This is a genomic window from Pectobacterium parmentieri, assembly GCF_001742145.1.
Lineage (GTDB): Bacteria > Pseudomonadota > Gammaproteobacteria > Enterobacterales > Enterobacteriaceae > Pectobacterium > Pectobacterium parmentieri.
Window position 1 is genome coordinate 128406 of the sequence record NZ_CP015749.1, and the last position, 20823, is coordinate 149228.

Sequence of the window (20823 nt, forward strand, 5' to 3'; positions counted from 1 at the left end):
AGGGAATATGACATCAGAACGATGTCCAGTCTCCTTCACCGGTTGCAGCGTTGCCTTTACTTGGTGCGGCCAGCGCAGGTTGGAGGGCTAATGTTGGTGTTGCCACTGGTGTACGGGCGATCTGATGGCTGTTGTCTAGGCGGAACTGACTGACCGTTTCGGTCAACTGTGCCGCCTGCTGTTGTAGAGACTGCGTGGCGGCCGATGCTTCGTTCACCAGCGACGCATTCTGCTGAGTGGTGACTTCCATCTGGTTCACGGCAACATTCACCTGCTCGATTCCCATCGTCTGTTCATTGCTGGCGGAGCTGATCTCTCCAACCAGATCGCTGACCTTGCGCACGCCGCTGACGATATCCTGTATCGATGCGCCGGCCTGTACCACCAGTCGGTTGCCCGCTTCCACGGTCTGAACGGAGCGATCGATCAACTCCTTAATCTCTTTAGCCGCAGAGGCGCTGCGTTGCGCCAGGCTGCGCACTTCACTCGCGACCACGGCGAAACCACGTCCTTGTTCACCCGCTCGCGCGGCTTCTACGGCGGCATTCAACGCCAGAATGTTGGTCTGGAAGGCGATGCTGTCGATGACGCCGATGATATCGACGATCTTCTTCGATGAAGAGTCGATCGCGCCCATTGTTTTCACCACTTCTGTCACTAATTGTCCACCCGACTGCGCTTGCTGCGTGGTCGATTGTGCCAGTTGGTTGGCCTGACGAGCGTTATCGGCATTCTGCCTGACCGTCGAGCTTAATTGCTCAATGGAGGCTGCCGTTTCCTGTAGAGCACTGGCCTGTTCTTCCGTGCGGCTGGAAAGGTCGATGTTGCCTGCGGCAAGCTGTGAAGAGGCCCCGGCGATGGACTCGGAACCTTGGCGAACTTCGCCAACGATGGAACGTAGGCGCACGGTCATATCTTGCAGGGCGTGTAGCAGTTGGGCGGCTTCGTCACGTCCTTCTGGTTGTATATTATGCGTCAGATCGCCCGCCGCGACGGCTTGCGTAGCCTGTACGGCACGCGACAGCGGTTGCACGATACTGCGTGTGAGCACCCAGGCAATCAGAACACCGATGATGGCGCTCAGTACGCCAGTGACGGCAAGGATGAGATCGCCACGGCTTGCGCCAGCGTTAATGTCTTGTCCCATTTGGTCGATGCTGGCGCGCTGGTGGTCGCGCAGCGCTTCCACACTTGTCAGATAGCCATTGGAAGCGGGAACGAACTCATTGTCGAACAATGTTCTGGCACGATCGAAATTGCCTGCCCCTTTTTCCGTGATAATCGCATCACGCTTTTTGATGTAGGACTGACGATATTCGCCAACCTTATCGAATAAGGCTTTTTCTTCGGGCGTTGATATCAGGCTGGCAAAATCCTCCTGCCGTTTAGCGCTTTCTTTACTGGCGCGAGTGTTTTCTGCGGCAAATAGCTCAACCAGCGAATCGTCATTGCTGCGTGCTACCGCCATACTGCGCTGAACCCCTGCGACGAGCGTGGCATGCCAGTCCGCTGCCAGCCGTTCTTTGCGCAGCGGCTCTTGCATCATTTCTTGTGTTCTCTGGGACACCTGGTTGAGTTGATAAATACCGCTGGTCAGCATGACCAGCGAAAGCGCAATAAGCAGGCCAAAGCCGCTGGCCAGCCGGGTACCTATTTTGTAGTTCTTCATTATCCGTTACACACACCTGGTTAAATTTAGCGTCTGCCCCATGCAGACTCCGCGATTTTACTCCTTACTTTCTGATTGATTCTGCTGAAAAACTGGACTAACACCCCTTTGTTTGAAGGGTCATTTTTCCATAAAAAACTAAGAAATGTGATCGGGAGGTTATTGATGGGGAAATGGCGAAAAATAGGAATCGGAGTGAAAAGGAACCTTTAGGGGCAAATAGCGGCATTTATCTGGTGCAAGGGCGCAAAGAAGGCGGTTGGCTTACATGATTCGCTAAAATTTTACAGTTGGTTGCACTTATAGGATAACTCTTTCGATTCATCGCTGGTGAAGATAAGTCGCGATCCTTAGAGTAACAAGTCCCAGAGGTATTGATTGGTGATATATCAATGTACTCTGTACATTGAAATCATTTGATTACACCAACCTACGCGGATGCGTAGGTTTTTTTTTTGTCTGAACTCCCAGCTTTCGCTATCTCCAGCGCGATTAATGCTATGTGAATGATGTGCTGACAGCAATCTTCGCGTTCAGTCGCGTACCCGTCACTTGAAGTATGATATGTATGTAGTATTTTGACGTATCGCTTGATGGTTTGCACCTCAGCAAGCTACTTGTTTATCTGTCTATTGGGAGAAGGCATGATTCATACCCTGTTACGTTGGGTGTTCCAGCGTCTGTACCGCATCCGGATCGAGGGTGACAGTAGCCAATTTCAGCAATCCAAATTGCTCATCACCCCCAATCACGTCTCTTTTCTTGATGGCGTCCTGCTGGCGTTATTCTTACCGATAAAACCCGTCTTTGCCGTGTATTCCTCGATTTCCGATCGCTGGTTTATGCGCTGGCTGAAGCCTTATATCGATTTTGTACCGTTAGATCCTACCAAACCTCTGGCGATCAAGGGGTTGATCAAAGTGATCGAACGCGGCCAGCCTGTCGTCGTTTTCCCGGAAGGGCGTATTAGCGTCACCGGATCGCTGATGAAGATTTACAGCGGGGCGGCGTTTGTTGCGGCGAAATCTGGGGCAACGATCATTCCTGTGCGTATTGATGGCGCTGAGTTCACGCCGTTTGGTCGACTGGCGGGCGTATTTAAACGCCGTTGCCTCCCACAGATTACTATCACCTATTTGCCTCCTACCACGTTGCCGATGCCGGAAGCCAGTAGCGCCAGAGCACGTCGCGCGATGGCTGGTGAACGCTTGCACCAGATTATGATGAAGGCACGGATGGACACGCGTCCGCAGCATACACTGTATCAGGCCTTTTTGGCGGCGAGAACCCGTTACGGACGGAACGCTGCCAGCATTGCGGATATCTCATTCAATGAAGACAGCTATCAGGGCTTATTGAAAAAATCGCTGGGCGTGTCGCGTATTTTACAGCGCTTCACCCGCGCCGATGAGCATGTCGGTATGCTGTTGCCGAACGCGACCATTACTGCTGCATCCATTCTGGGCGCATCGCTGCGTAACCGCATTCCTGCCATGCTGAACTACACCGCGGGCGCGAAAGGGCTACAAAGCGCGATGAAAGCCGCGGGGATAAAAACGATCGTCACGTCTCGCCAGTTTCTTGAAAAGGGAAAGCTGACGGATCTGCCGAAGCAGGTCAGCGAGGCCAATTGGGTCTATCTGGAAGATTTGAAAGACACCGTGACGCTGGCCGATAAGCTGTGGATTGTGTTTCATCTGCTGTTTCCTGCCCGTGCGATGCTGCCGCAGAAACCTGATGATGCGGCCATCGTGCTGTTTACCTCCGGTTCCGAGGGGAACCCGAAAGGCGTGGTGCATTCCCATGACAGCCTGCTGGCAAACGTCGAGCAGATTCGTACCGTGGCGGATTTCACGCCGCGTGACCGCTTTATGTCCGCGTTACCGCTGTTTCATGCCTTTGGCCTGACGGTTGGCCTGTTAACGCCGCTCATTACGGGCGCGCGCGTGTTTCTCTACCCCAGCCCGCTACATTATCGCATCGTGCCGGAGTTGGTTTACGACCAGAACTGTACTGTGCTGTTTGGCACGTCTACGTTTTTAGGCAACTATGCACGCTTCGCCCATCCGTATGATTTTGCTCGTCTGCGTTATGTGGTGGCTGGTGCGGAGAAGCTGTCAGAAACGACGCGTCAGGTCTGGCAGGATAAATTTGGTATCCGCATTCTGGAAGGGTACGGCGTGACCGAATGTGCGCCGGTGGTGGCGATCAACGTGCCGATGGCGACCAAAATCCATTCCGTTGGTCTGCTGTTGCCGGAAATCGAATCACGTTTGATTACGGTGCCGGGCATCACGCGCGGTGGTCGTCTGCAACTGCGCGGGCCGAATATCATGAAGGGCTATCTGCGGGTAGAAAACCCCGGCGTGCTTGAGACACCTGCGGCAGAAAATGCAGAAGGCGAATTACAACAGGGCTGGTATGACACTGGCGACATTGTCGAACTGGACGAAAGAGGGTTCTGCACCATCATCGGCCGCGTGAAACGTTTTGCCAAGCTGGCGGGAGAGATGGTTTCGCTCGAAAGCGTGGAGCAGTTGGCAGTGAAAGTGTCGCCGGAAGCGGAACATGCCGCCAGTGCAAAAAGTGACAGCAGTAAAGGCGAGGCATTGGTGCTGTTTACCACGGACAGCCAGATAACCCGTGATGCGTTGCTTGCACAGGCCCGCAGCAGTGGGGTTCCTGAACTGGCAGTGCCGCGTGATATTCGCTATGTAAAAGCGTTACCGTTACTCGGCAGCGGCAAGCCTGACTTTGTCACACTGCGCCACATGGCCGAAGAGTCGAGTGCTGAAAAAACCATTACTCAAGCGTCGGAGTAGAGTGCATGAGTCAACAGACTGAACCCGCGACGCCTTTGCTGTCGCGCAGTATGAGCGCGGTGATTATCGCGCAGTTCTTCTCCGCGTTTGGTGATAATGCACTGCTGTTTGCCACGTTAGCACTGATCAAACAATTGCTGTATCCCGACTGGAGCCAGCCGTTTTTGCAGATGGGGTTTGTGGCGGCGTACATCATTCTGGCTCCGTTTGTCGGGCAAATAGCGGATAGCTTCGCCAAAGGACGGGTGATGATGTTTGCCAATACCCTGAAGCTGGCGGGGGCACTGCTGATTTGCGTGGGCGGCAATCCGTTTATAGGCTACACGCTGGTCGGTATTGGTGCCGCTGCGTATTCGCCTGCGAAATACGGCATTCTGGGTGAGATCACACGCGGCGATCAGTTGGTCAAGGCTAATGGGTTGATGGAAGCGTCGACCATTGCGGCGATCCTGACCGGCTCCGTAGCAGGCGGCGTGCTGGCGGACTGGAATATTTACGCTGCGCTGTCGATTTGTGCGGTGGCTTACGGCGTGGCGCTGGGGGCGAATATGCTGATCCCGCATCTTAATGCCGCCCGACCGGGGCAGCCGTGGCACCCGGTGCAGATGGCGAGCAGTTTCTTTTCTGCCTGTCGGGTTCTGTGGCGTGATGGCGATGCCCGGCTTTCTCTGATTGGCACCAGTATGTTCTGGGGCGCGGGCGTAACGCTGCGTTTTCTGCTGGTACTGTGGGTGCCGCACGCGCTTGGGATTACCGATAACGCGACGCCGACGCTGCTTAATGCGATGGTTGCCGTTGGGATTGTTCTGGGGGCTGGTGGTGCTGCCAGACTGGTTACGCTCGATAACGTGCGGCGCTGCCTGCCTGCGGGGTTCTTGATCGGCGTAGTGGTGGTGATTTTCACGCTTCAGCACAACCTTATTAGTGCCTATTCTCTACTAATTCTGCTGGGGGCGCTTGGCGGGTTCTTCATTGTGCCGCTCAATGCGCTGTTACAGGAGCGTGGGAAGGCCAGCGTCGGTGCGGGAAATGCGATCGCGGTACAGAATCTGGGTGAGAACGGCGCTATGCTGCTAATGCTGGGGCTCTATTCTCTGGTGGTGAAACTGGGTGTTTCGGTTATCGCAATCGGGGTAGGCTTTGGTGTCTTGTTCGCGCTGGCGATTGCGTTGCTGTGTACATGGCTGATCCTGACTAAACGCCGCGCACGTTCCGCCGGTGCGGAATAGGAAGGGTTACAATGAGTCTGATATGGCATGACTGGGATGTGACAGACCTGAATGTGTATGCGCTGCATGACATATTGGCGTTGCGCAGTCAGGTATTCGTGGTTGAGCAAATCTGCCCCTATCTGGATATTGATGGGCGCGATCTGCTAGAAGGCAATCGCCATATTGCGGCGTATCGTGATGGCAAGCTGGCCGCCTATGCCCGGCTGCTCGCCCCGCATCCGAACAACGATGTGGTGACGATTGGGCGAGTGATTGTCGCGCCGCATGCCCGCGGGCAACATCTGGGGCATCAGCTCATGGAGCACGCGCTGATTGCCTGCGCACGCCACTGGCCGCAGAAACCTCTTTTCCTCTCTGCGCAGGCTCATCTGCAAGCATTCTACGGCGCATTCGGCTTTGTGGCGACCGGTGAGATATATGACGAAGACGGCATTCCGCATATTGATATGTTGTCGGCGTTCTGAGGTATATGACTAAGCGGCGAAAGGAATCGGAGGTCGCGGCGTAAAGAAAGAACCGGCATAGCGTGTTGCCGGTTCTTTGTTATTTGACGGTAGGTTAGCTGGCGGCGTGTGAAATTTTACTCCCCAGCTTCTGCACATCTTCGCCAAAACCGCGTGTGGTATTACAGCCGCTCAATGTTGCTGTGACCAGCAGCGCTACTACGATTGTTGTTATACGTTTCATCATCGTTACCCGCAGGTGGTTGTAAACAGGGGTGATAAGTCGTGCGTGATAGGTTCCTACTGTGTCATAACCGCAGATGAAAATTCAATCCTTGTATGGCCTGAACCGGCTGATATCGTTTGAAATTATGTTGCTACCGATGGGTATTAGTTCAGACCTGGCTTGGTACTACACAGGGTTAAACCTAATCAGGCAGGTAGTTTTGTGGTAGCAGTGAAAATACATTGTGATATGAACTTAAGGTTTTACTTGCGGAAGTTTGTAAACGCCGACGTTCCAGTGCTCTCTTCCCAGGCGACAATTTTCTATACAACCCAACGAGATGAGTTCTCTTGCAATAAGCCGATTCATAACGCCGTGTCCCATCAGCAACACGGGACGATTTGATTTTTTAGCATGATTTACCAGTAATTCTGCGGCCTTGAAAGCACGTTTTTTTGCCATTCCTAAACTTTCAGCCCTATTTGACATGCCACAGAGCCACATGACACGAAAAAAAACTGCCCAGTATGTGGGGGGTAACTTAACGCCATGTATCCTGATTAAAGGTAGGTCCGCTTCCCTGAACACGTCGTCAATGATGTCAGGTTCACATCCGAGCGCACTTAAAGAGGAAAGTGCTCTTGGCAGAGGGCTACTTATGATCAGCGATGCTTTGGATGCCATTGATTTTCTTGATTCTGGAGGCATATCGCTGCCCGTATCCGAAAGATTGTATTGTGCAACCCAGTCAGCCATTTCATCGCAATTCACTTTCGGATTGCCAATGTAAGTGGGCTTTCCATGACGCATCAAAATAATTTCCATATATTGCTTCTTGTTTATCGGTTTCGCAGATTAATGCGTTGAAGCGATGATGTTATACCACCATTTTTGAATTGACCATGTAGGTTGCAAGAGTCCAGAGGATGCCGGACAAAATCGGCTGAAAGTACCACAATATTTTTAAATAGCTCAGTGTCTGCTTTTCGCTGTCAGTTCAAATCTGAGCTAATGCAGCTTATGGAGGACTGAAAGAAAAAATAGCGTATGTCTGACGACGGAAAATGAGTACAGGTATTGCCCAAGTCCTTTGCGTTCGATGCCGCTCTGTAAGCGTGGTAAACGTTACAGAAGAGAACCAGAAGGGAAAGCGGTGGGCCGATTTACCAGAGAAAACGTGCCCACTTGATTGTTGCTATTCTTCCGCCAGAAACAGCTCCAGCAGGGAATTCAGAAACAGTTTACCGTGTTCGGTGATTTGCCAATGCGTGGTGGTTTCCGTCAGATAGCCTTGTGCCAACGCCTGATCCAACTGTGAGCGGATGCTGTGTTCTTCCAGACCGGTATAGGCCGTGAAATCCGCGCGCGGGGCGGCTTCCAGCAGGCGAAAGCGGTTCATGAAGAACTCAAAAGGTCGATCGTCGTTGGCAACATCGTGCTGCTTATCCAGATACGTGCCCTGCATATAGCCACGCGGATGGCGAACTTTTACCGTGCGCAGAATGCGACCATCGCTGAAGGTCAGCTTGCCGTGCGCTCCGCAGCCAATCCCTAAATAGTCACCGAAACGCCAGTAGTTCAGGTTGTGCTGGCACTGGTAGCCCGGCTTGGCGTAGGCGGAGGTTTCATATTGCTGGTAACCGGCCGCGCTCAGCAGTGCGTGACCTTGCTCGTAGATGTCCCACAGCGCATCGTCGTCCGGTAGCGTTGGCGGGCGTGAGCTAAACAGCGTATTAGGTTCGATGGTCAACTGATACCACGATAAATGCGGCGGATTGAGTGCAATAGCCTGACGCAGGTCGTCCAGCGCTTCGTCCAGCGACTGATCCGGCAGGCCGTGCATCAAGTCCAGATTAAAACTGCGTAATCCCAGACCCGTCGCTAGCTGTGCCGCGCGTTTGGCCTCGTCGGGGCCGTGAATACGACCGAGGCGCGTCAGCTTTTGCGCATCGAAACTCTGAACGCCGATGGAGATACGGTTAATACCCGCGCGCTGATAGCCGCTGAAACGATCGGCTTCAACCGTACCGGGGTTGGCTTCCATCGTAATTTCGGCGTCCGGCGTTAAAGGAATTCTTGCCCGCACACCGTCGAGCAACGCCTGCATTGCCTCTGCGCTTAGCAAGCTGGGTGTACCACCGCCGATAAAGATCGAATGCAGTTCACGACCGCTCGCCAGCGGCAAATCGGCATCCAGATCCGCCAGCAGGTGATCGACATATTCCTGATGCGGCACGTCGCCTTTCAGCGCGTGAGAGTTGAAGTCGCAATACGGACATTTCTGTACGCACCACGGAATATGAATGTACAGGCTGAGCGGGGGAAGCTTAAGCATTGCGTAGCGCATCCAGCAACAAGCGCAGCGCCTGACCGCGGTGAGACTGCGCGTTCTTCTCTTCACGCGTCAGTTCCGCTGCCGTTTTACCCAGCTCCGGCACGAAGAAGATCGGGTCATAGCCGAAGCCACCGTTGCCCGCCGCTTCATGCGTCAGCACACCCTGCCAGCTACCGTGGCAGACAATTGGTGTCGGGTCTTCCGCGTGGCGCAGATACACCAGCACGCAGTGGAAGCTGGCGCGGCGCTGTTCGTCCGGTACGTCTTTTAGTGTCAGCAGTAGCTTATCCAGATTTTGCTGGTCGCTGGCATCCACGCCCGCGTAGCGTGCCGAGTAAATGCCCGGAGCACCGCCCAGCGCATCGACAGCCAGACCAGAATCATCGGCAATCGCTGGTAATCCCGTGATATGCGCTGCATGACGTGCTTTCAGGATGGCGTTTTCGATGAAGGTCAGACCGGTTTCTTCGGCGGAATCCACGCCTAGTTCGGTCTGCGCCACAATATCCAGACCGAAATCGGCCAGCAAGCTGGCGAGCTCGCGCACTTTACCGGGGTTTCCGGTAGCCAAAACCACTTTTTGCATCATCTTGTCCTGCGTATTTATTCAATGAAGTCCACGATGTCAGCCGGGATGTGTTGCGGATGGGTAATCCTAATCTGTTTATGCCGCCCGAGTTCGCCTTTTTCAATCACGACCAGGCTCTTGGCGACCCGAAACTGTTTGGCGAGAAATTTGGTCAGATGGGCGTTGGCCTGCCCATCCACCGGCGGTGCGGTGATGGCGACTTTCAATTCGTCGCCATGCAAACCCACGATCTGATCGCGGCTGGCTTTCGGCTGAATATACAGCCGAATCACCAGCGCGTCACCGTGGCGGGTAACGGCACTCACAGTAAAGACCACAGCCCAGGAAACAACGCCAAATTCAGGGAGGTAAAGAGATCAATAGTGAGACTTTTCAGCAAATAAAGGATCAGAATGACGACCATTGCTGAGAAATCAATCCCCCCCATGGCGGGGAGTATCCGGCGGATCGGTGCCATCAGTGGTTCGGTCAATTGGTGCAACAGATATTCGATCGGGCTACGGCCCTGGCTGACCCAACTCATAATGGAACGAACGATTATCACCCAGAAAATGAGATGACCGATAGATTTTGCTAGCGCAAATACAGAGATTAAAATAAGCGTCAAATTTACTGGGATTGCGCCAAGATAAACCAGTATGAATAATTTAAAGGCTATCACTATAAAGGCGAGTAGCAGTGAGGCGCTGTCAATTGGCCCCAGCGACGGCAGAATACGACGTAGTGGGCCGACAGCCGGCTGAGTAATCTTGACGACAAACTGCGACAGCGGGTTATAGAAATCACTGCGTGACCACTGCATCCAGATGCGAAGTAATAACACCATAACGGGGATATCAAGCAGAGTAATCAGAAAAGTCAGGGTGAGCATAAGTACGTCTTTTCCTTAATAAGATAAAGAATCGGGGGCATGCTTTTAATTAAAAAAGCGTTTCCATTTCTTGTGCGCGAGCAATCGCCGCCTGCATGGCCTCAGCCACGGTTTGCGTCAACTGCTGTTCGTTAAATACCCGTAGCGCTTCTGCCGTGGTGCCACCTTTGGAGGTGACATTTTCCCGCAGGGTCGACAGCGGCGTATCGGGATTGGCTTCAACCAATGCCGCAGCGCCCGACGCAGCCTGTTGCACCAACAGGCGAGCGGTTTCTTGATCGAACCCTTGGCGAATTACTTCCTGCTGCATCGCTTCCATAAACAGGAAGAAATAGGCCGGTGCGCTGCCCGCCGCGGCGATCACGCCGTTAATGCCGGATTCTCTATCTACCCAGCAAATTTTACCGACGCTCTGCATCAGTTGTGCGGTGAAGTCTTTATCTGCCTGGTTGACAGAGGCGGGGGCGTACATTCCGCTCATCCCTTTCCCGACCAGAGACGGCGTATTTGGCATGATGCGCACGATATTCAGCGGCTCACCCAGCAGCGCCTGAAAACGGGTGATACTGATTCCTGCCGCAATTGAGAGCACCAGCTTACCGGTGAAATTGACCTGCTCACTCAGCGGTTCACACACGGTCGCCATCATCTGTGGTTTGACTGCCAGAACAATGACGTCCGCTTCCTGTGCACAGCGCACATTATCCGCGCTGCTGATGACGCCATATTGTGCAGCCAGCGCATCGCGGTTTTTACCCGAAGGTGCGCAGACGCTGATATGTTGAGCGGGGTAACCGCCGTTGACCAATCCGGCGATAATGGCCTGTGCCATGTTCCCGGCACCAATAAACGCTATTTTACGTTGCTGCATCTGCATCCTCGTTGCTCACCTGTTTGTCAAAGATGACGTGCCTCTGCGGCTTATACGCTTTTGGCTGACTGTTTATTTATGCGCTTTTTGCTGAATAGTCCCGTGCGCCAAAGATTGCCGTACCGATACGCACCAGCGTGCTGCCGGCAGTAATCGCTGCGCGCATGTCATCCGTCATCCCCATAGAGAGTGTATCAATATGCGGATAATTTACTGACAATGTTTGGAGCAGCGCTGCCATTTGTTTGAAAACAGCAAGCTGTTGTTCATAATCGGTTTCCGGTGCCGGAATCGCCATCAGGCCGCGCAGACGCAGGTTAGGTAATACGGCGACGCTGGTGGCGAGCTCTGCGAGTTCAGCCACCATAATGCCGGATTTACTCGGTTCACTGCTGATATTAATCTGCAACAGAATATTTAGCGGTGGCAAGGTGGTCGGGCGTTGTTCACTCAGGCGCTGCGCGATGCGCAGGCGATCCACCGTGTGGAACCAGTCAAAATTCTCAGCGACTAGCCGACTCTTGTTTGACTGTAACGGGCCGATAAAGTGCCATTCTAAAGGTGTGTCCGGGTGGTTTTCCTGGAAATAATGAACCTTCTCCACGCCTTCCTGAACGTAGTTCTCGCCAAACGCGCGTTGTCCTGCCGCAATGGCTTCTTCGATCGCGCTCACAGGTTTGGTTTTACTGACTGCAAGTAGCGTAATGTCTTCTGGTGACCGCGCGCAATGCTGTGCGGCGGTGGCGATTTGTTGCCGGATGTCCTGTAGATTCTGCTGGATTGTCGTCATGGTTATTCAGGAGGTTAATCTATGGAGTTGGATGAGTGGGTGGCGCGTAGTGTAAAACATAATGCCTCTGATCTGCACCTTTGTAGCGGGCACCCTCCGGTGTTACGTGTGGATGGGCGGCTACAGCCTGAAAATACCTTACCACGTTTAACGCCGGAACAGGTGGCACAATGGTGTGATGCCTGGCTCGAACCGGTTCAGAGAGAGCAGTTGCGGCAGATTGGGCAAGTGGACGGCACGTTAATGTTGCCTGATGGGCAACGGCTGCGGGTCAATGTGTTTCACCAGCGGGAAGGGCTGTCTGTCGCGCTGCGTATTATCCCGTTTTTTCAACCTTCATTGGATGAATTACATGCGCCACCCGTTCTTGCGACGCTGTTGGAGAAACCAAATGGGCTGATCCTGATTACTGGTGCGACGGGCAGCGGTAAATCTACGACGTTGGCGGCAATGGTCGGGGCGTTAAATGACAGCAGCGATCGCCATGTGATCACGTTGGAAGATCCGATCGAATTTATTCATACCAGCCGACGCTGCCTGATCCAACAACGAGAGATCGGTGCACACAGCGCGTCTTTTGCGCAGGCGCTACGGGCGGCATTAAGGGAAGATCCCGATGTTATTCTACTGGGAGAACTGCGCGATACGGAGACGATTCGGCTGGCGTTAACGGCGGCAGAAACCGGCCATCTGGTGCTGTCAACGTTACATACACGTAGTGCACCGCAGGCTGTTGATCGGTTGATTGATGTCTTCCCCGGTGAAGAGAAAGCGTATGTTCGCAGCCAGTTAGCCACCTGTTTGCAGGCCGTGGTGGCGCAAAAATTGTTGCCCGCAGCACAAGGTGGCCGAATCGCGCTGTATGAAGTGCTGACTGCCACCGCGGCAGTCAGCAACTTGATTCGTGAGGGGAAAACGCACCAGCTTCCCGGCCTGATGCAAACCGGAGTTGCTGCGGGAATGCAAACGTTCGAACAAAGCGACCAGCAGCGTTGCCGGGATGGGCTTATTTCACACAGTTACGCCCTTGCCGTTTAGCGGAATAAAGGTTTTCATCGGCTAGCTGAATCCAGTCCTCAACGGAGGCAAACTCAGGTCGGTAGGCAGCAATCCCTGCGCTGATCGTAAAATGCAGGCTCTGGCGATCGTATTCCAGCGTATGTTGCTCAATCGCTTTACGAATACGCTCGATCGTCATCACCGCCGTTTGGTAGGAGACATCTTTTAACAGAATGATGAACTCCTCACCGCCGAGACGGGCGACCAGATCCTCCTGACGTAATGACATACGCATCAACATCGCCAGTTCTTTGAGAACGGCATCGCCAGCCAGATGGCCATATTTGTCATTAATATTTTTGAAGGAATCGATATCAATAATGGCCAGGCAACTTTTATCTGCGTGCTGATTTTGCTGTATGAGTTGGAAAAAAGCACTGGCCTGCTCGAAGAAGGTGCTGCGATTCGGCAGGCCAGTCAGAAAATCATGCCCCGCGTTAAAGCGGAGAGAGGCTTCTACCTGTGCGCGCTTATCCTCCAGCGAACGGGCGTGAATAATGATACCGAGCGTTTTCACCAACGGAGCCAGTAGTTCGATCATCGTTTGATCGTAACCGTTCCGACGGTTAGCTAGTGCGATCATTCCGATCGCTTTGCCGTCGTGGGTGATAGGAATGCCAAGCAGGGAATACAGCGCAGGATGGATGGGCGGAAGGTCCCGGCCTGCTTTTTGCCTCAATAGGTTATTGGTGCAAACCACGGTGTTGTGGGTCACAACATGGCCAAACAGATTATCAAGTTTACGAAGCCTCAGGCCGCCGTGGGTTCTGCGCTGGTGTCTGTACCAGGCCAGCGTGTCTTCGTCCCAGGCAAGGTTGGAAATCGCAGGCAGGTATAGCGATTGGCCGTTTTCATCTTCCTGCAATGTGGCGATAAAACCGAAGCTGCTGTTGGTCACGTCAAGCAGTCGCTCAAAGACTTTATCGCAGGCTGAAGGCAGATTATGGTCGAGCAGAAAACTGTCATGGACTGACAGCAGGATATCGAGAATGATGCCTTGCTGATGGGCTTTTTTTTCGGTTTCAACGTTTTGCGTGATGTTGTGAGCATATTTAATGATTTTTCTCACATTGCCTTCACTATCCATGATTGGACTGTAGGTTGCCTGTATCCAGAATGAATGATTGTCCTTACCCAATCGGTGGAAGCGTCCGCTGATGGGATGGCCTCGATGCAAAGTCTCCCAGAATGTCTGATAGTCAGCTTGTTCGGTATAAAGGGGTTCACAGAGTGATTTGTGGTGCAGGCCGAGAATTTCCTTTTCTTCATAGCCTGTCAGCATCAGATAGTGTTTATTGACGTGGGTGATATAGCCGTCTTTATCAAATTCGATTACGCCTTGCGCATTTTCAATCGCATCCAACTGTGCCCGATGTTCTGACATCAGACGCTTTTCCTGAGTAATATCAAGCGCCAGTTTTATTACGCCAATACGGCGGCCGGAATGATCCATAATGGGCGTATAAGCGGCGTGTAGCCAAATAATGTCCCCTTTTTGATTTTTTCGTTGGAATTCTCCCGCATTAATATTTCCTTTAACCACATCGTGCCAGAAATGATCGTGTTTTTGTCGCAATCCTTCTGGCAGGAAAAATGTGTGATTTTTCTGAATAATATCTTCTTTTTTATAGCCCAGTATTTTACAAAAAAGAGGATTGGCTTCAACCAGTTTCCCAGCCAGATCAAACTCGGCAATGGCATAAACGGAATTGAGCGCGTGCAGTTTGGCTTCATTGTCAAACCTGGTAATCAAATCAACATCAACTGACTGATTATTCATGTTTATATTTGCCTATGTTCTTTCTGTCTTTACCCTTGATTCGCCGTTGCCAGAGGCATTCGTTTATCACAATGCCGTCTGCGGTGTTATCGGAAGTCCTTTTTTTACGCGAAAAGCAATGGGTCGAATTAATAAAATAGCGCGCTATTAATTATATTAATAAATATTTATTGGAATATAATTAATGGCCTGAAACGCACGACACCTATCACCAATAAGGTGTTTCTCTAATTGTCTTTTTATTCAATGTATTGACGCGATTGTTCTGGTCGTTTTTACGCTGAAACCCTATTTATACGCTTATGTGTAAAAACAGAGAATAGCGGCAAAAAAATAATACTCAAATTATCTGAAAGTATATATATGAAGTATGTGCAGGAAGAGAGTTTCTGCCGCTTCTCATTATTATTCGATGCTGCGCACGGTGTCAGTAGAGAGCGTCGCCGATTCTCAGAATGCTGGTGGTCAGCGTGGGGCTGACCACTGGTGGTGTACCTCTGTAGATTAGGAAAGTCGAGGTTCTACCTGAAATAGCGACATAGACCGCATGAGCTGTTGAGACTGTTGTTCCAACGATTGCGTGGTGGCGGATGAGGCTTTGACGAGCTGTGCGTTGTGCTGAGCAACCTTGTCGATCTGCGTAAAGGCGACATTCACCTGCTCAATACCGCGATGTTGTTCTTGCGTAGCGGTAGAAATGTCTCGCATCAGTTGCGTAATACGGACGATTTCGTCGGTCACTTCATCCATGGTTTCGCCTGCTTTAGAGGCTAATTCAAGCCCTTCGGACACGCGAGTTTGTGAATCTACAATCAGCGAACGGATCTCTTTCGCAGCCTGCGCGCTGTGCTGCGCCAGATTACGCACTTCTCCGGCGACAACGGCAAAGCCTCTGCCTTGTTCGCCTGCGCGGGCGGATTCGACGGAGGCGTTCAGCGCCAGAATATTGGTCTGGAACGCGATGCCGTCAATGACGCTGAGGATGTCATTGATGCGCTTGGCACTGGTGGCAATCTCCTGCATTTTTTCAATAACATAACAGACCGATTCATTGCTGCGGCTGCTGGTGTTTGAGACATTATTGGCGAGTTGATGCGCAAGCTCGGCATGGTCGGCATTGAGCTTCACCGTGGCGCTCAACTGCTCCATGCTCGCCACCGTTTGCTCCAGTGCGGCAACGGACTCTTCGGTGCGCAGGGAAAGCTGGGAATTTTCTTCAAACAGTTCGCGGCTGCCTAAGTCGATTTGCGTGCTGGCATCGCGCACCTGGCTAACCGATTCCAGCAGCGCACTCTGCATGCGGCCGATGGCATCGTTGAGCCGACCCAATTCGTTGTTTCCCCCTTGCATCAGGCGGTTCGTCAAGTTGCCAGCGGCGACCTGCTCCAACTGTGCAATGGCGTAATCCAGCGGTTTGAGTAGCATGTGCCGCAGCGCGACCCAGGATAATGCGACCAACGTGATGGATAACAGGCTGGCAATGGCAATCAGTAACAGCATCATGCGTTCATTATATTCAGACTGCGCCAAACCCTGTTCAGAAAGCTGTTGGGCATACTGACGGAAATTTTGGATCGACACATCAAAGGCTTCGCTCAGTGGGCCGAGCTGTTTTTCCAGTACGTCATAATATTCGTCGGTATACTGCTTTTGCAGCGCGATCAGCATCGGGGTCATACCCTGCTGAAAATAGGCTTGATAGGTTTTCAACACCTCCTGTGCCAGTGCCTGCCGTTTTGGGTCGGCATCGACCGATTTGATCGCACGTTCAATGTCTGCCTCGGATTGACGGAGATGTTTCTCTACGCTGCTGGTTTCCCGTGCGCCATCATCCAGCAGCCCGATTTCAATTTTTCTGACGGCGAGTGTTGCCGAGGCGCGGGCGTTGAGCGTTTGGTTATAACCGCTCATCAGGTTGCCTAACTCAATCCCCTGAATTTGATTTTGTGCAGCCAGGGTTTCCCTGTCTTTCTTAATGGCGATCACGCCCATACTACTGACGATAAGCAGCAACAGGGTTGTTAACAGCAATAACGTTAATAAGCCGGTGCGAATAGAAATATTTTTCAACCCCATAGTATTTTTTTCCTTACGCCGCCCTCGTGGGTGATTGTCCACGCTAGATATGGTGTGTAACAAAAGAGAATACGTTATCTGTGTTGCAGTGAGATAAAAGTAAAAAGATATGGCTGACGTAAAAAGGTTGGGTAAGCAGAGCACCACCAATCAATATCTTGTAACCCAAAGGGTATAAATAATTAGCTGTAGTGTTTGTGCCTGGTTTATTATCTGTCAATAGCATTGGTTTTTCAGGGGCGTACCCCATACGTCTGTCAATGATACCCAGAGGTATCCGAGGTTTATGTGCAGTTAACAAGTTTCACGGATTATGGTTTGCGGGCGCTAATTTATATGGCGTCACTGCCGAGTGGGAAAATGACCAGCATTTCGGAGGTAACGGAAGTGTATGGTGTGTCTCGTAATCATATGGTCAAAATTATCAATCAACTTAGCCGTGCTGGGTTGGTGATGGCCGTGCGCGGTAAAAACGGCGGTATCCGTCTTGGAAAACCGGCAGAAACAATCCGAATTGGCGATGTTGTGCGCGAGTTGGAGCCGCTCACGTTGGTTAACTGTAGCCATGAGTTTTGCCACATTACGCCAGCCTGTCGCTTGAAACAGGTGCTCCAACAGGCGGTACAAAATTTTCTGCATGAGCTGGATCAATACACGCTAGCTGATATGGTCAAAGAAAACCCGCCGCTTTATAAATTATTGTTGGTTGAATGAATTTTGTTCAGCCTCCTGCTGATGACAACGGAGGAACCGCAATGTCACAAGATCCATTCCTGGAACGAGAAGCAGAAAAATACGAATCCCCTATCCCTAGCCGTGAATATATTTTGGCGCACATCGCCAAGCGCGATACCCCGATCGGTCGGGAAGAATTGGCCGCCGACCTGCAATTAACCGGAGAAGAAGCCCTCGAAGCGCTGCGCCGCCGTCTGCGTGCAATGGAGCGCGATGGCCAGCTTATTTTTACCCGCCGCCAATGCTATGCGTTGCCGGAAAAGCTCGATCTACTGCGTGGTACGGTCATCGGTCACCGCGATGGCTTCGGTTTCCTGCGTGTGGAAGGCCGCAAAGACGATCTTTACCTGTCGGCTGAAGAGATGAAACGGGCGATTCACGGCGATGTTGTGCTGGCGCAACCGCTGGGTGCCGATCGTAAAGGACGCCGCGAAGGGCGTATTGTACGAGTGCTAGAACCGCGTACCGGACAAATTGTCGGCCGCTATTTTGTCGATGCTGGTATCGGGTTTGTCGTACCGGATGATAGCCGCCTGAGCTTTGATATTCTGATCCCGAAAGAAGAAATTAACGGCGCTCGCATGGGCTTCGTGGTTGTCGTTGAGCTGACACAACGCGCCACGCGCCGCACGAAAGCGGTCGGTAAGATCGTTGAGATCCTCGGTGACAACATGGGCACCGGGCTGGCAGTGGATATTGCCCTGCGTACCCACGATATTCCGCACACCTGGCCGCCTAAAGTCGAAGAACAGGTGAAGGATCTTTCCGAAGAGGTGCCGGAAGCCGCGAAGAAAGGCCGTGTGGATCTGCGTAAGCTGCCGCTGGTCACGATTGATGGCGAAGATGCCCGCGATTTTGATGACGCCGTATACTGTGAACAGAAACGCGGTGGCGGCTGGCGCTTGTGGGTCGCGATTGCGGACGTGAGCTACTACGTGCGGCCGAATACGGCGCTTGACCATGAAGCGCGGGCGCGTGGCACATCGGTGTACTTCCCGTCGCAGGTGGTACCGATGCTGCCGGAAGTGCTGTCGAACGGGCTGTGTTCGCTTAATCCGCAGGTTGATCGCCTGTGTATGGTCTGTGAAATGACCGTCTCGGCACAGGGTAAGCTGTCGTCCTACAAATTCTATGAAGCGGTGATGAGTTCACACGCGCGTCTGACCTACACCAAAGTCTGGAACATTCTGCAAGGCGATGCCGAACTGCGTGAGCACTACAAGCCTTTGGTCGGCGGGCTGGAAGAGCTACATCACATGTATAAAGCGTTGGAACACGCGCGTGAAGTACGTGGTGGCATCGCGTTTGAAACCGAGGAAGCGAAGTTTATTTTCAACGCCGAACGCCGTATCGATCGTGTGGAAGCCGTGGTGCGTAATGACGCGCACAAGCTGATCGAAGAGTGCATGATTCTGGCGAACATCTCCGCTGCAAGATTTGTGGAGAAAAACGAAGAACCTGCGTTGTTCCGCGTACACGATCAGCCGAGCGAAGACCATGTCTTAGCCTTGCGCAGCGTGCTGGGTGAATTGGGGCTTACGCTGAAAGGCGGAATGAAGCCACAGCCGAAAGACTACGCGGAATTAATGAACGAGGTGGCGGAGCGTCCCGATCGGGAAATGCTGCAAACCATGCTGCTGCGTTCAATGAAACAGGCGATTTATGATCCGGAAAACCGCGGTCACTTCGGGCTGGCCTTGACGTCTTACGGCCACTTCACGTCGCCAATTCGTCGTTATCCTGATCTGTCGTTGCACCGTGCGATTAAGTATCTGTTGAGCGATCGTCATGAGCGTTGGACGTCAACGGGCGGTTGGCATAGCGATATTAACGAGATGCTACAGTTGGGTATGCACTGCTCGATGACGGAGCGCCGTGCGGATGAAGCCACTCGCGACGTTGCGGACTGGCTGAAATGCGATTTTATGCAGGACCATGTGGGCGAAGTCTTTACGGGGATTATCGCCAGCGTGACCGGTTTTGGCTTCTTCGTGCGCCTGAAAGATCTGTTTATCGATGGGCTGGTACACGTTTCTACGCTGGATAATGACTACTACCGTTACGATAATATCGGTCAGCGACTGATCGGCGAATCGCGCGGGCAGGTTTATCGGCTGGGTGATGAAGTAGAAATCCGTGTTGAAGCCGTGCATATGGACGAGCGCAACATTGATTTCGCGTTGATTTCCAGTACTCGCAAGGTGCGCGGCGAAGGGAAAACCGCCCGTGATCGGACGAAGAAACCGGAGTCTCGTGAGGCGAAGCCAAGTCGACGCCGTCGTAGCCCAAGCAAGGCCGCCGCAAATTTTGAACCAGATGCGGCATTCCGCAAAGAAGGCGATCGCAGCGCGACGACGGATAAACCAAAAGTGAAGCCGAAGAAGAACCGCGATAAAGCGAAAAAGAACGCAGAAAAAACGCGTAAAATTGCCGCCGCGACCAAGGCTAAACGCGCGAAGAAAAAGTCTGCGGAGTAAGGTTAGTTAACCTACTCCTTCTCGATGCAGAGGAGGAGGAGTAGGGGAAACCTCTATCTCTAATGAACAGGTTCTGCCTGTTATGGTTAATTTGAAGAGTATTAATGAGCGAAATTATTTACGGTATCCACGCGGTTAAGGCATTGCTTGAGCGCGACCCACAGCGTTTTCTGGAAGTTTTTGTTCTGAAAGGGCGCGACGATCGTCGCCTTCAGCCCGTGATTGCCGAGCTGGAAGCGCAAGGTATCGTCATTCAAGTGGCGAGTCGTCAATGGCTGGATAAGCAAGCTGAAGACGCGGTGCATCAGGGGATCGTAGCGAAGGTCAAAGAAGGGCGGAAATATCAGGAAAATGATCTGCCTGCGATGTTAGACAATATAGAAACGCCTTTCCTGTTGATATTGGACGGCGTGACCGATCCGCATAATCTGGGCGCGTGTCTGCGTAATGCGGATGGCGCTGGCGTGCATGCGGTGATTGTACCCCGCGATCGTTCGGCACAGTTGAATGCGACGGTGAAGAAGGTAGCCTGTGGCGCGGCAGAAACGGTGCCGGTTATCAGCGTGACCAATCTGGCTCGAACGATGCGCCTGTTGCAAGAGCGCAATATCTGGATCGTTGGCACGGCGGGTGAAGCAGACCATACGCTGTACCAAAGTAAACTGACCGGACCGTTGGCGTTGGTGATGGGTGCGGAAGGGGAAGGCATGCGTCGCTTGACCCGTGAGCACTGCGATGAGCTGATCAGCATTCCGATGGCGGGCAGCGTCTCCTCACTGAACGTGTCCGTTGCCACTGGCGTGTGTTTGTTTGAAGCCGTTCGCCAGCGCGCGTGATTAGAGCGATAA

18 protein-coding genes are annotated in these 20823 nt (G+C 52.5%); 7 read left to right on the plus strand and 11 right to left on the minus strand.

Annotation, left to right across the window (positions count from 1 at the left end; all coding sequences use genetic code 11):
• Positions 1 to 13 precede the first annotated feature (13 nt).
• On the minus strand, positions 14 to 1669 hold the full coding sequence (locus A8F97_RS00555; RefSeq protein ID WP_014701265.1) for a methyl-accepting chemotaxis protein: 1656 nt from the start codon (positions 1667 to 1669) through the stop codon (positions 14 to 16).
• A gap of 644 nt (positions 1670 to 2313) precedes the next feature.
• Between A8F97_RS00555 and aas the strand changes: the two genes are divergently transcribed.
• The 3 genes from aas to A8F97_RS00570 are packed head-to-tail and all read left to right on the plus strand — an operon-like array spanning position 2314 to position 6187.
• Entirely contained in the window at positions 2314 to 4491 is a 2178-nt protein-coding gene (aas, locus tag A8F97_RS00560) for a bifunctional acyl-ACP--phospholipid O-acyltransferase/long-chain-fatty-acid--ACP ligase (RefSeq protein WP_033072097.1), read from the plus strand.
• Between the two features lie 5 nt (positions 4492 to 4496).
• A complete protein-coding gene (gene lplT / locus A8F97_RS00565) occupies positions 4497 to 5720 on the plus strand; it encodes a lysophospholipid transporter LplT (RefSeq protein WP_015731145.1) in 1224 nt (407 codons plus the stop codon).
• Positions 5721 to 5731: 11 nt separating this feature from the next.
• On the plus strand, positions 5732 to 6187 hold the full coding sequence (locus A8F97_RS00570) for a GNAT family N-acetyltransferase (RefSeq protein ID WP_015731144.1): 456 nt from the start codon (positions 5732 to 5734) through the stop codon (positions 6185 to 6187).
• A gap of 94 nt (positions 6188 to 6281) precedes the next feature.
• Here the strand turns inward: A8F97_RS00570 and A8F97_RS00575 are convergent, their stop codons facing one another.
• The 8 genes from A8F97_RS00575 to A8F97_RS00610 all read right to left on the minus strand — a co-directional run bounded on the left by A8F97_RS00575 (position 6282) and on the right by A8F97_RS00610 (position 11848).
• Entirely contained in the window at positions 6282 to 6410 is a 129-nt protein-coding gene (locus A8F97_RS00575) for an entericidin A/B family lipoprotein (RefSeq protein ID WP_025919328.1), read from the minus strand.
• Positions 6411 to 6647: 237 nt separating this feature from the next.
• A complete protein-coding gene (locus A8F97_RS00580) occupies positions 6648 to 7217 on the minus strand; it encodes a histidine phosphatase family protein (RefSeq protein WP_050512691.1) in 570 nt (189 codons plus the stop codon).
• Between the two features lie 370 nt (positions 7218 to 7587).
• Entirely contained in the window at positions 7588 to 8727 is a 1140-nt protein-coding gene (gene hemW / locus A8F97_RS00585; protein ID WP_014701260.1) for a radical SAM family heme chaperone HemW, read from the minus strand.
• Positions 8720 to 9313 carry an XTP/dITP diphosphatase gene (locus A8F97_RS00590; RefSeq protein WP_014701259.1) on the minus strand — a complete coding sequence of 198 codons (594 nt, stop codon included), beginning with the start codon at positions 9311 to 9313 and terminating at the stop codon, positions 8720 to 8722. Before A8F97_RS00590 ends, hemW begins: the two co-directional genes overlap by 8 nt.
• 17 nt (positions 9314 to 9330) lie before the next feature.
• Complete coding sequence (gene yggU / locus A8F97_RS00595; RefSeq protein WP_033072096.1) at positions 9331 to 9621, minus strand: DUF167 family protein YggU; 291 nt, start codon at positions 9619 to 9621, stop codon at positions 9331 to 9333.
• A complete protein-coding gene (locus A8F97_RS00600) occupies positions 9618 to 10187 on the minus strand; it encodes a YggT family protein (RefSeq protein ID WP_014701257.1) in 570 nt (189 codons plus the stop codon). The genes yggU and A8F97_RS00600 overlap by 4 nt, the downstream gene beginning before the upstream one ends.
• A gap of 49 nt (positions 10188 to 10236) precedes the next feature.
• Positions 10237 to 11058 (minus strand): pyrroline-5-carboxylate reductase, encoded by an 822-nt coding sequence (proC, locus tag A8F97_RS00605; protein ID WP_033072095.1) that lies wholly within the window; start codon positions 11056 to 11058, stop codon positions 10237 to 10239.
• Positions 11059 to 11134: 76 nt separating this feature from the next.
• Positions 11135 to 11848 carry a YggS family pyridoxal phosphate-dependent enzyme gene (locus tag A8F97_RS00610; protein ID WP_014701255.1) on the minus strand — a complete coding sequence of 238 codons (714 nt, stop codon included), beginning with the start codon at positions 11846 to 11848 and terminating at the stop codon, positions 11135 to 11137.
• A gap of 21 nt (positions 11849 to 11869) precedes the next feature.
• Here A8F97_RS00610 and A8F97_RS00615 point away from each other — a divergent pair, with 21 nt between their 5' ends.
• Entirely contained in the window at positions 11870 to 12886 is a 1017-nt protein-coding gene (locus tag A8F97_RS00615) for a type IV pilus twitching motility protein PilT (protein ID WP_014701254.1), read from the plus strand.
• On the opposite strand, the gene A8F97_RS00620 is transcribed toward A8F97_RS00615, so the two are convergent.
• Positions 12855 to 14687, minus strand: coding sequence for a sensor domain-containing diguanylate cyclase (locus A8F97_RS00620; RefSeq protein ID WP_014701253.1), 1833 nt, complete (start codon positions 14685 to 14687; stop codon positions 12855 to 12857). The two genes, A8F97_RS00615 and A8F97_RS00620, sit on opposite strands and share 32 nt — an antisense overlap.
• 504 nt (positions 14688 to 15191) lie before the next feature.
• Positions 15192 to 16763, minus strand: coding sequence for a methyl-accepting chemotaxis protein (locus A8F97_RS00625; protein ID WP_033072094.1), 1572 nt, complete (start codon positions 16761 to 16763; stop codon positions 15192 to 15194).
• A 288-nt stretch (positions 16764 to 17051) separates the two neighbouring features.
• Between A8F97_RS00625 and nsrR the strand changes: the two genes are divergently transcribed.
• From nsrR to rlmB, 3 genes are all read left to right on the plus strand, one after another.
• The gene (gene nsrR / locus A8F97_RS00630; RefSeq protein WP_005974824.1) at positions 17052 to 17477 is read left to right on the plus strand and encodes a nitric oxide-sensing transcriptional repressor NsrR; all 426 of its coding nucleotides are present in this window, start codon (positions 17052 to 17054) and stop codon (positions 17475 to 17477) included.
• 41 nt (positions 17478 to 17518) lie between these two features.
• The gene (rnr, locus tag A8F97_RS00635; RefSeq protein WP_014701251.1) at positions 17519 to 19975 is read left to right on the plus strand and encodes a ribonuclease R; all 2457 of its coding nucleotides are present in this window, start codon (positions 17519 to 17521) and stop codon (positions 19973 to 19975) included.
• Between the two features lie 104 nt (positions 19976 to 20079).
• Positions 20080 to 20811, plus strand: coding sequence for a 23S rRNA (guanosine(2251)-2'-O)-methyltransferase RlmB (gene rlmB, locus A8F97_RS00640; protein WP_014701250.1), 732 nt, complete (start codon positions 20080 to 20082; stop codon positions 20809 to 20811).
• Positions 20812 to 20823: the final 12 nt, after the last annotated feature.

What these genes read in the sequence shown, in the direction of transcription:
- A8F97_RS00555 (WP_014701265.1), bottom strand. Translation starts at nt 1,669, where the DNA reads ATGAAGAACTACAAAATAGGTACCCGGCTGGCCAGCGGCTTTGGCCTG.
- aas (WP_033072097.1), top strand. Translation starts at nt 2,314, where the DNA reads ATGATTCATACCCTGTTACGTTGGGTGTTCCAGCGTCTGTACCGCATC.
- lplT (WP_015731145.1), top strand. Translation starts at nt 4,497, where the DNA reads ATGAGTCAACAGACTGAACCCGCGACGCCTTTGCTGTCGCGCAGTATG.
- A8F97_RS00570 (WP_015731144.1), top strand. Translation starts at nt 5,732, where the DNA reads ATGAGTCTGATATGGCATGACTGGGATGTGACAGACCTGAATGTGTAT.
- A8F97_RS00575 (WP_025919328.1), bottom strand. Translation starts at nt 6,410, where the DNA reads ATGAAACGTATAACAACAATCGTAGTAGCGCTGCTGGTCACAGCAACA.
- A8F97_RS00580 (WP_050512691.1), bottom strand. Translation starts at nt 7,217, where the DNA reads ATGGAAATTATTTTGATGCGTCATGGAAAGCCCACTTACATTGGCAAT.
- hemW (WP_014701260.1), bottom strand. Translation starts at nt 8,727, where the DNA reads ATGCTTAAGCTTCCCCCGCTCAGCCTGTACATTCATATTCCGTGGTGC.
- A8F97_RS00590 (WP_014701259.1), bottom strand. Translation starts at nt 9,313, where the DNA reads ATGCAAAAAGTGGTTTTGGCTACCGGAAACCCCGGTAAAGTGCGCGAG.
- A8F97_RS00600 (WP_014701257.1), bottom strand. Translation starts at nt 10,187, where the DNA reads ATGCTCACCCTGACTTTTCTGATTACTCTGCTTGATATCCCCGTTATG.
- proC (WP_033072095.1), bottom strand. Translation starts at nt 11,058, where the DNA reads ATGCAGCAACGTAAAATAGCGTTTATTGGTGCCGGGAACATGGCACAG.
- A8F97_RS00610 (WP_014701255.1), bottom strand. Translation starts at nt 11,848, where the DNA reads ATGACGACAATCCAGCAGAATCTACAGGACATCCGGCAACAAATCGCC.
- A8F97_RS00615 (WP_014701254.1), top strand. Translation starts at nt 11,870, where the DNA reads ATGGAGTTGGATGAGTGGGTGGCGCGTAGTGTAAAACATAATGCCTCT.
- A8F97_RS00620 (WP_014701253.1), bottom strand. Translation starts at nt 14,687, where the DNA reads ATGAATAATCAGTCAGTTGATGTTGATTTGATTACCAGGTTTGACAAT.
- A8F97_RS00625 (WP_033072094.1), bottom strand. Translation starts at nt 16,763, where the DNA reads ATGGGGTTGAAAAATATTTCTATTCGCACCGGCTTATTAACGTTATTG.
- rnr (WP_014701251.1), top strand. Translation starts at nt 17,519, where the DNA reads ATGTCACAAGATCCATTCCTGGAACGAGAAGCAGAAAAATACGAATCC.
- rlmB (WP_014701250.1), top strand. Translation starts at nt 20,080, where the DNA reads ATGAGCGAAATTATTTACGGTATCCACGCGGTTAAGGCATTGCTTGAG.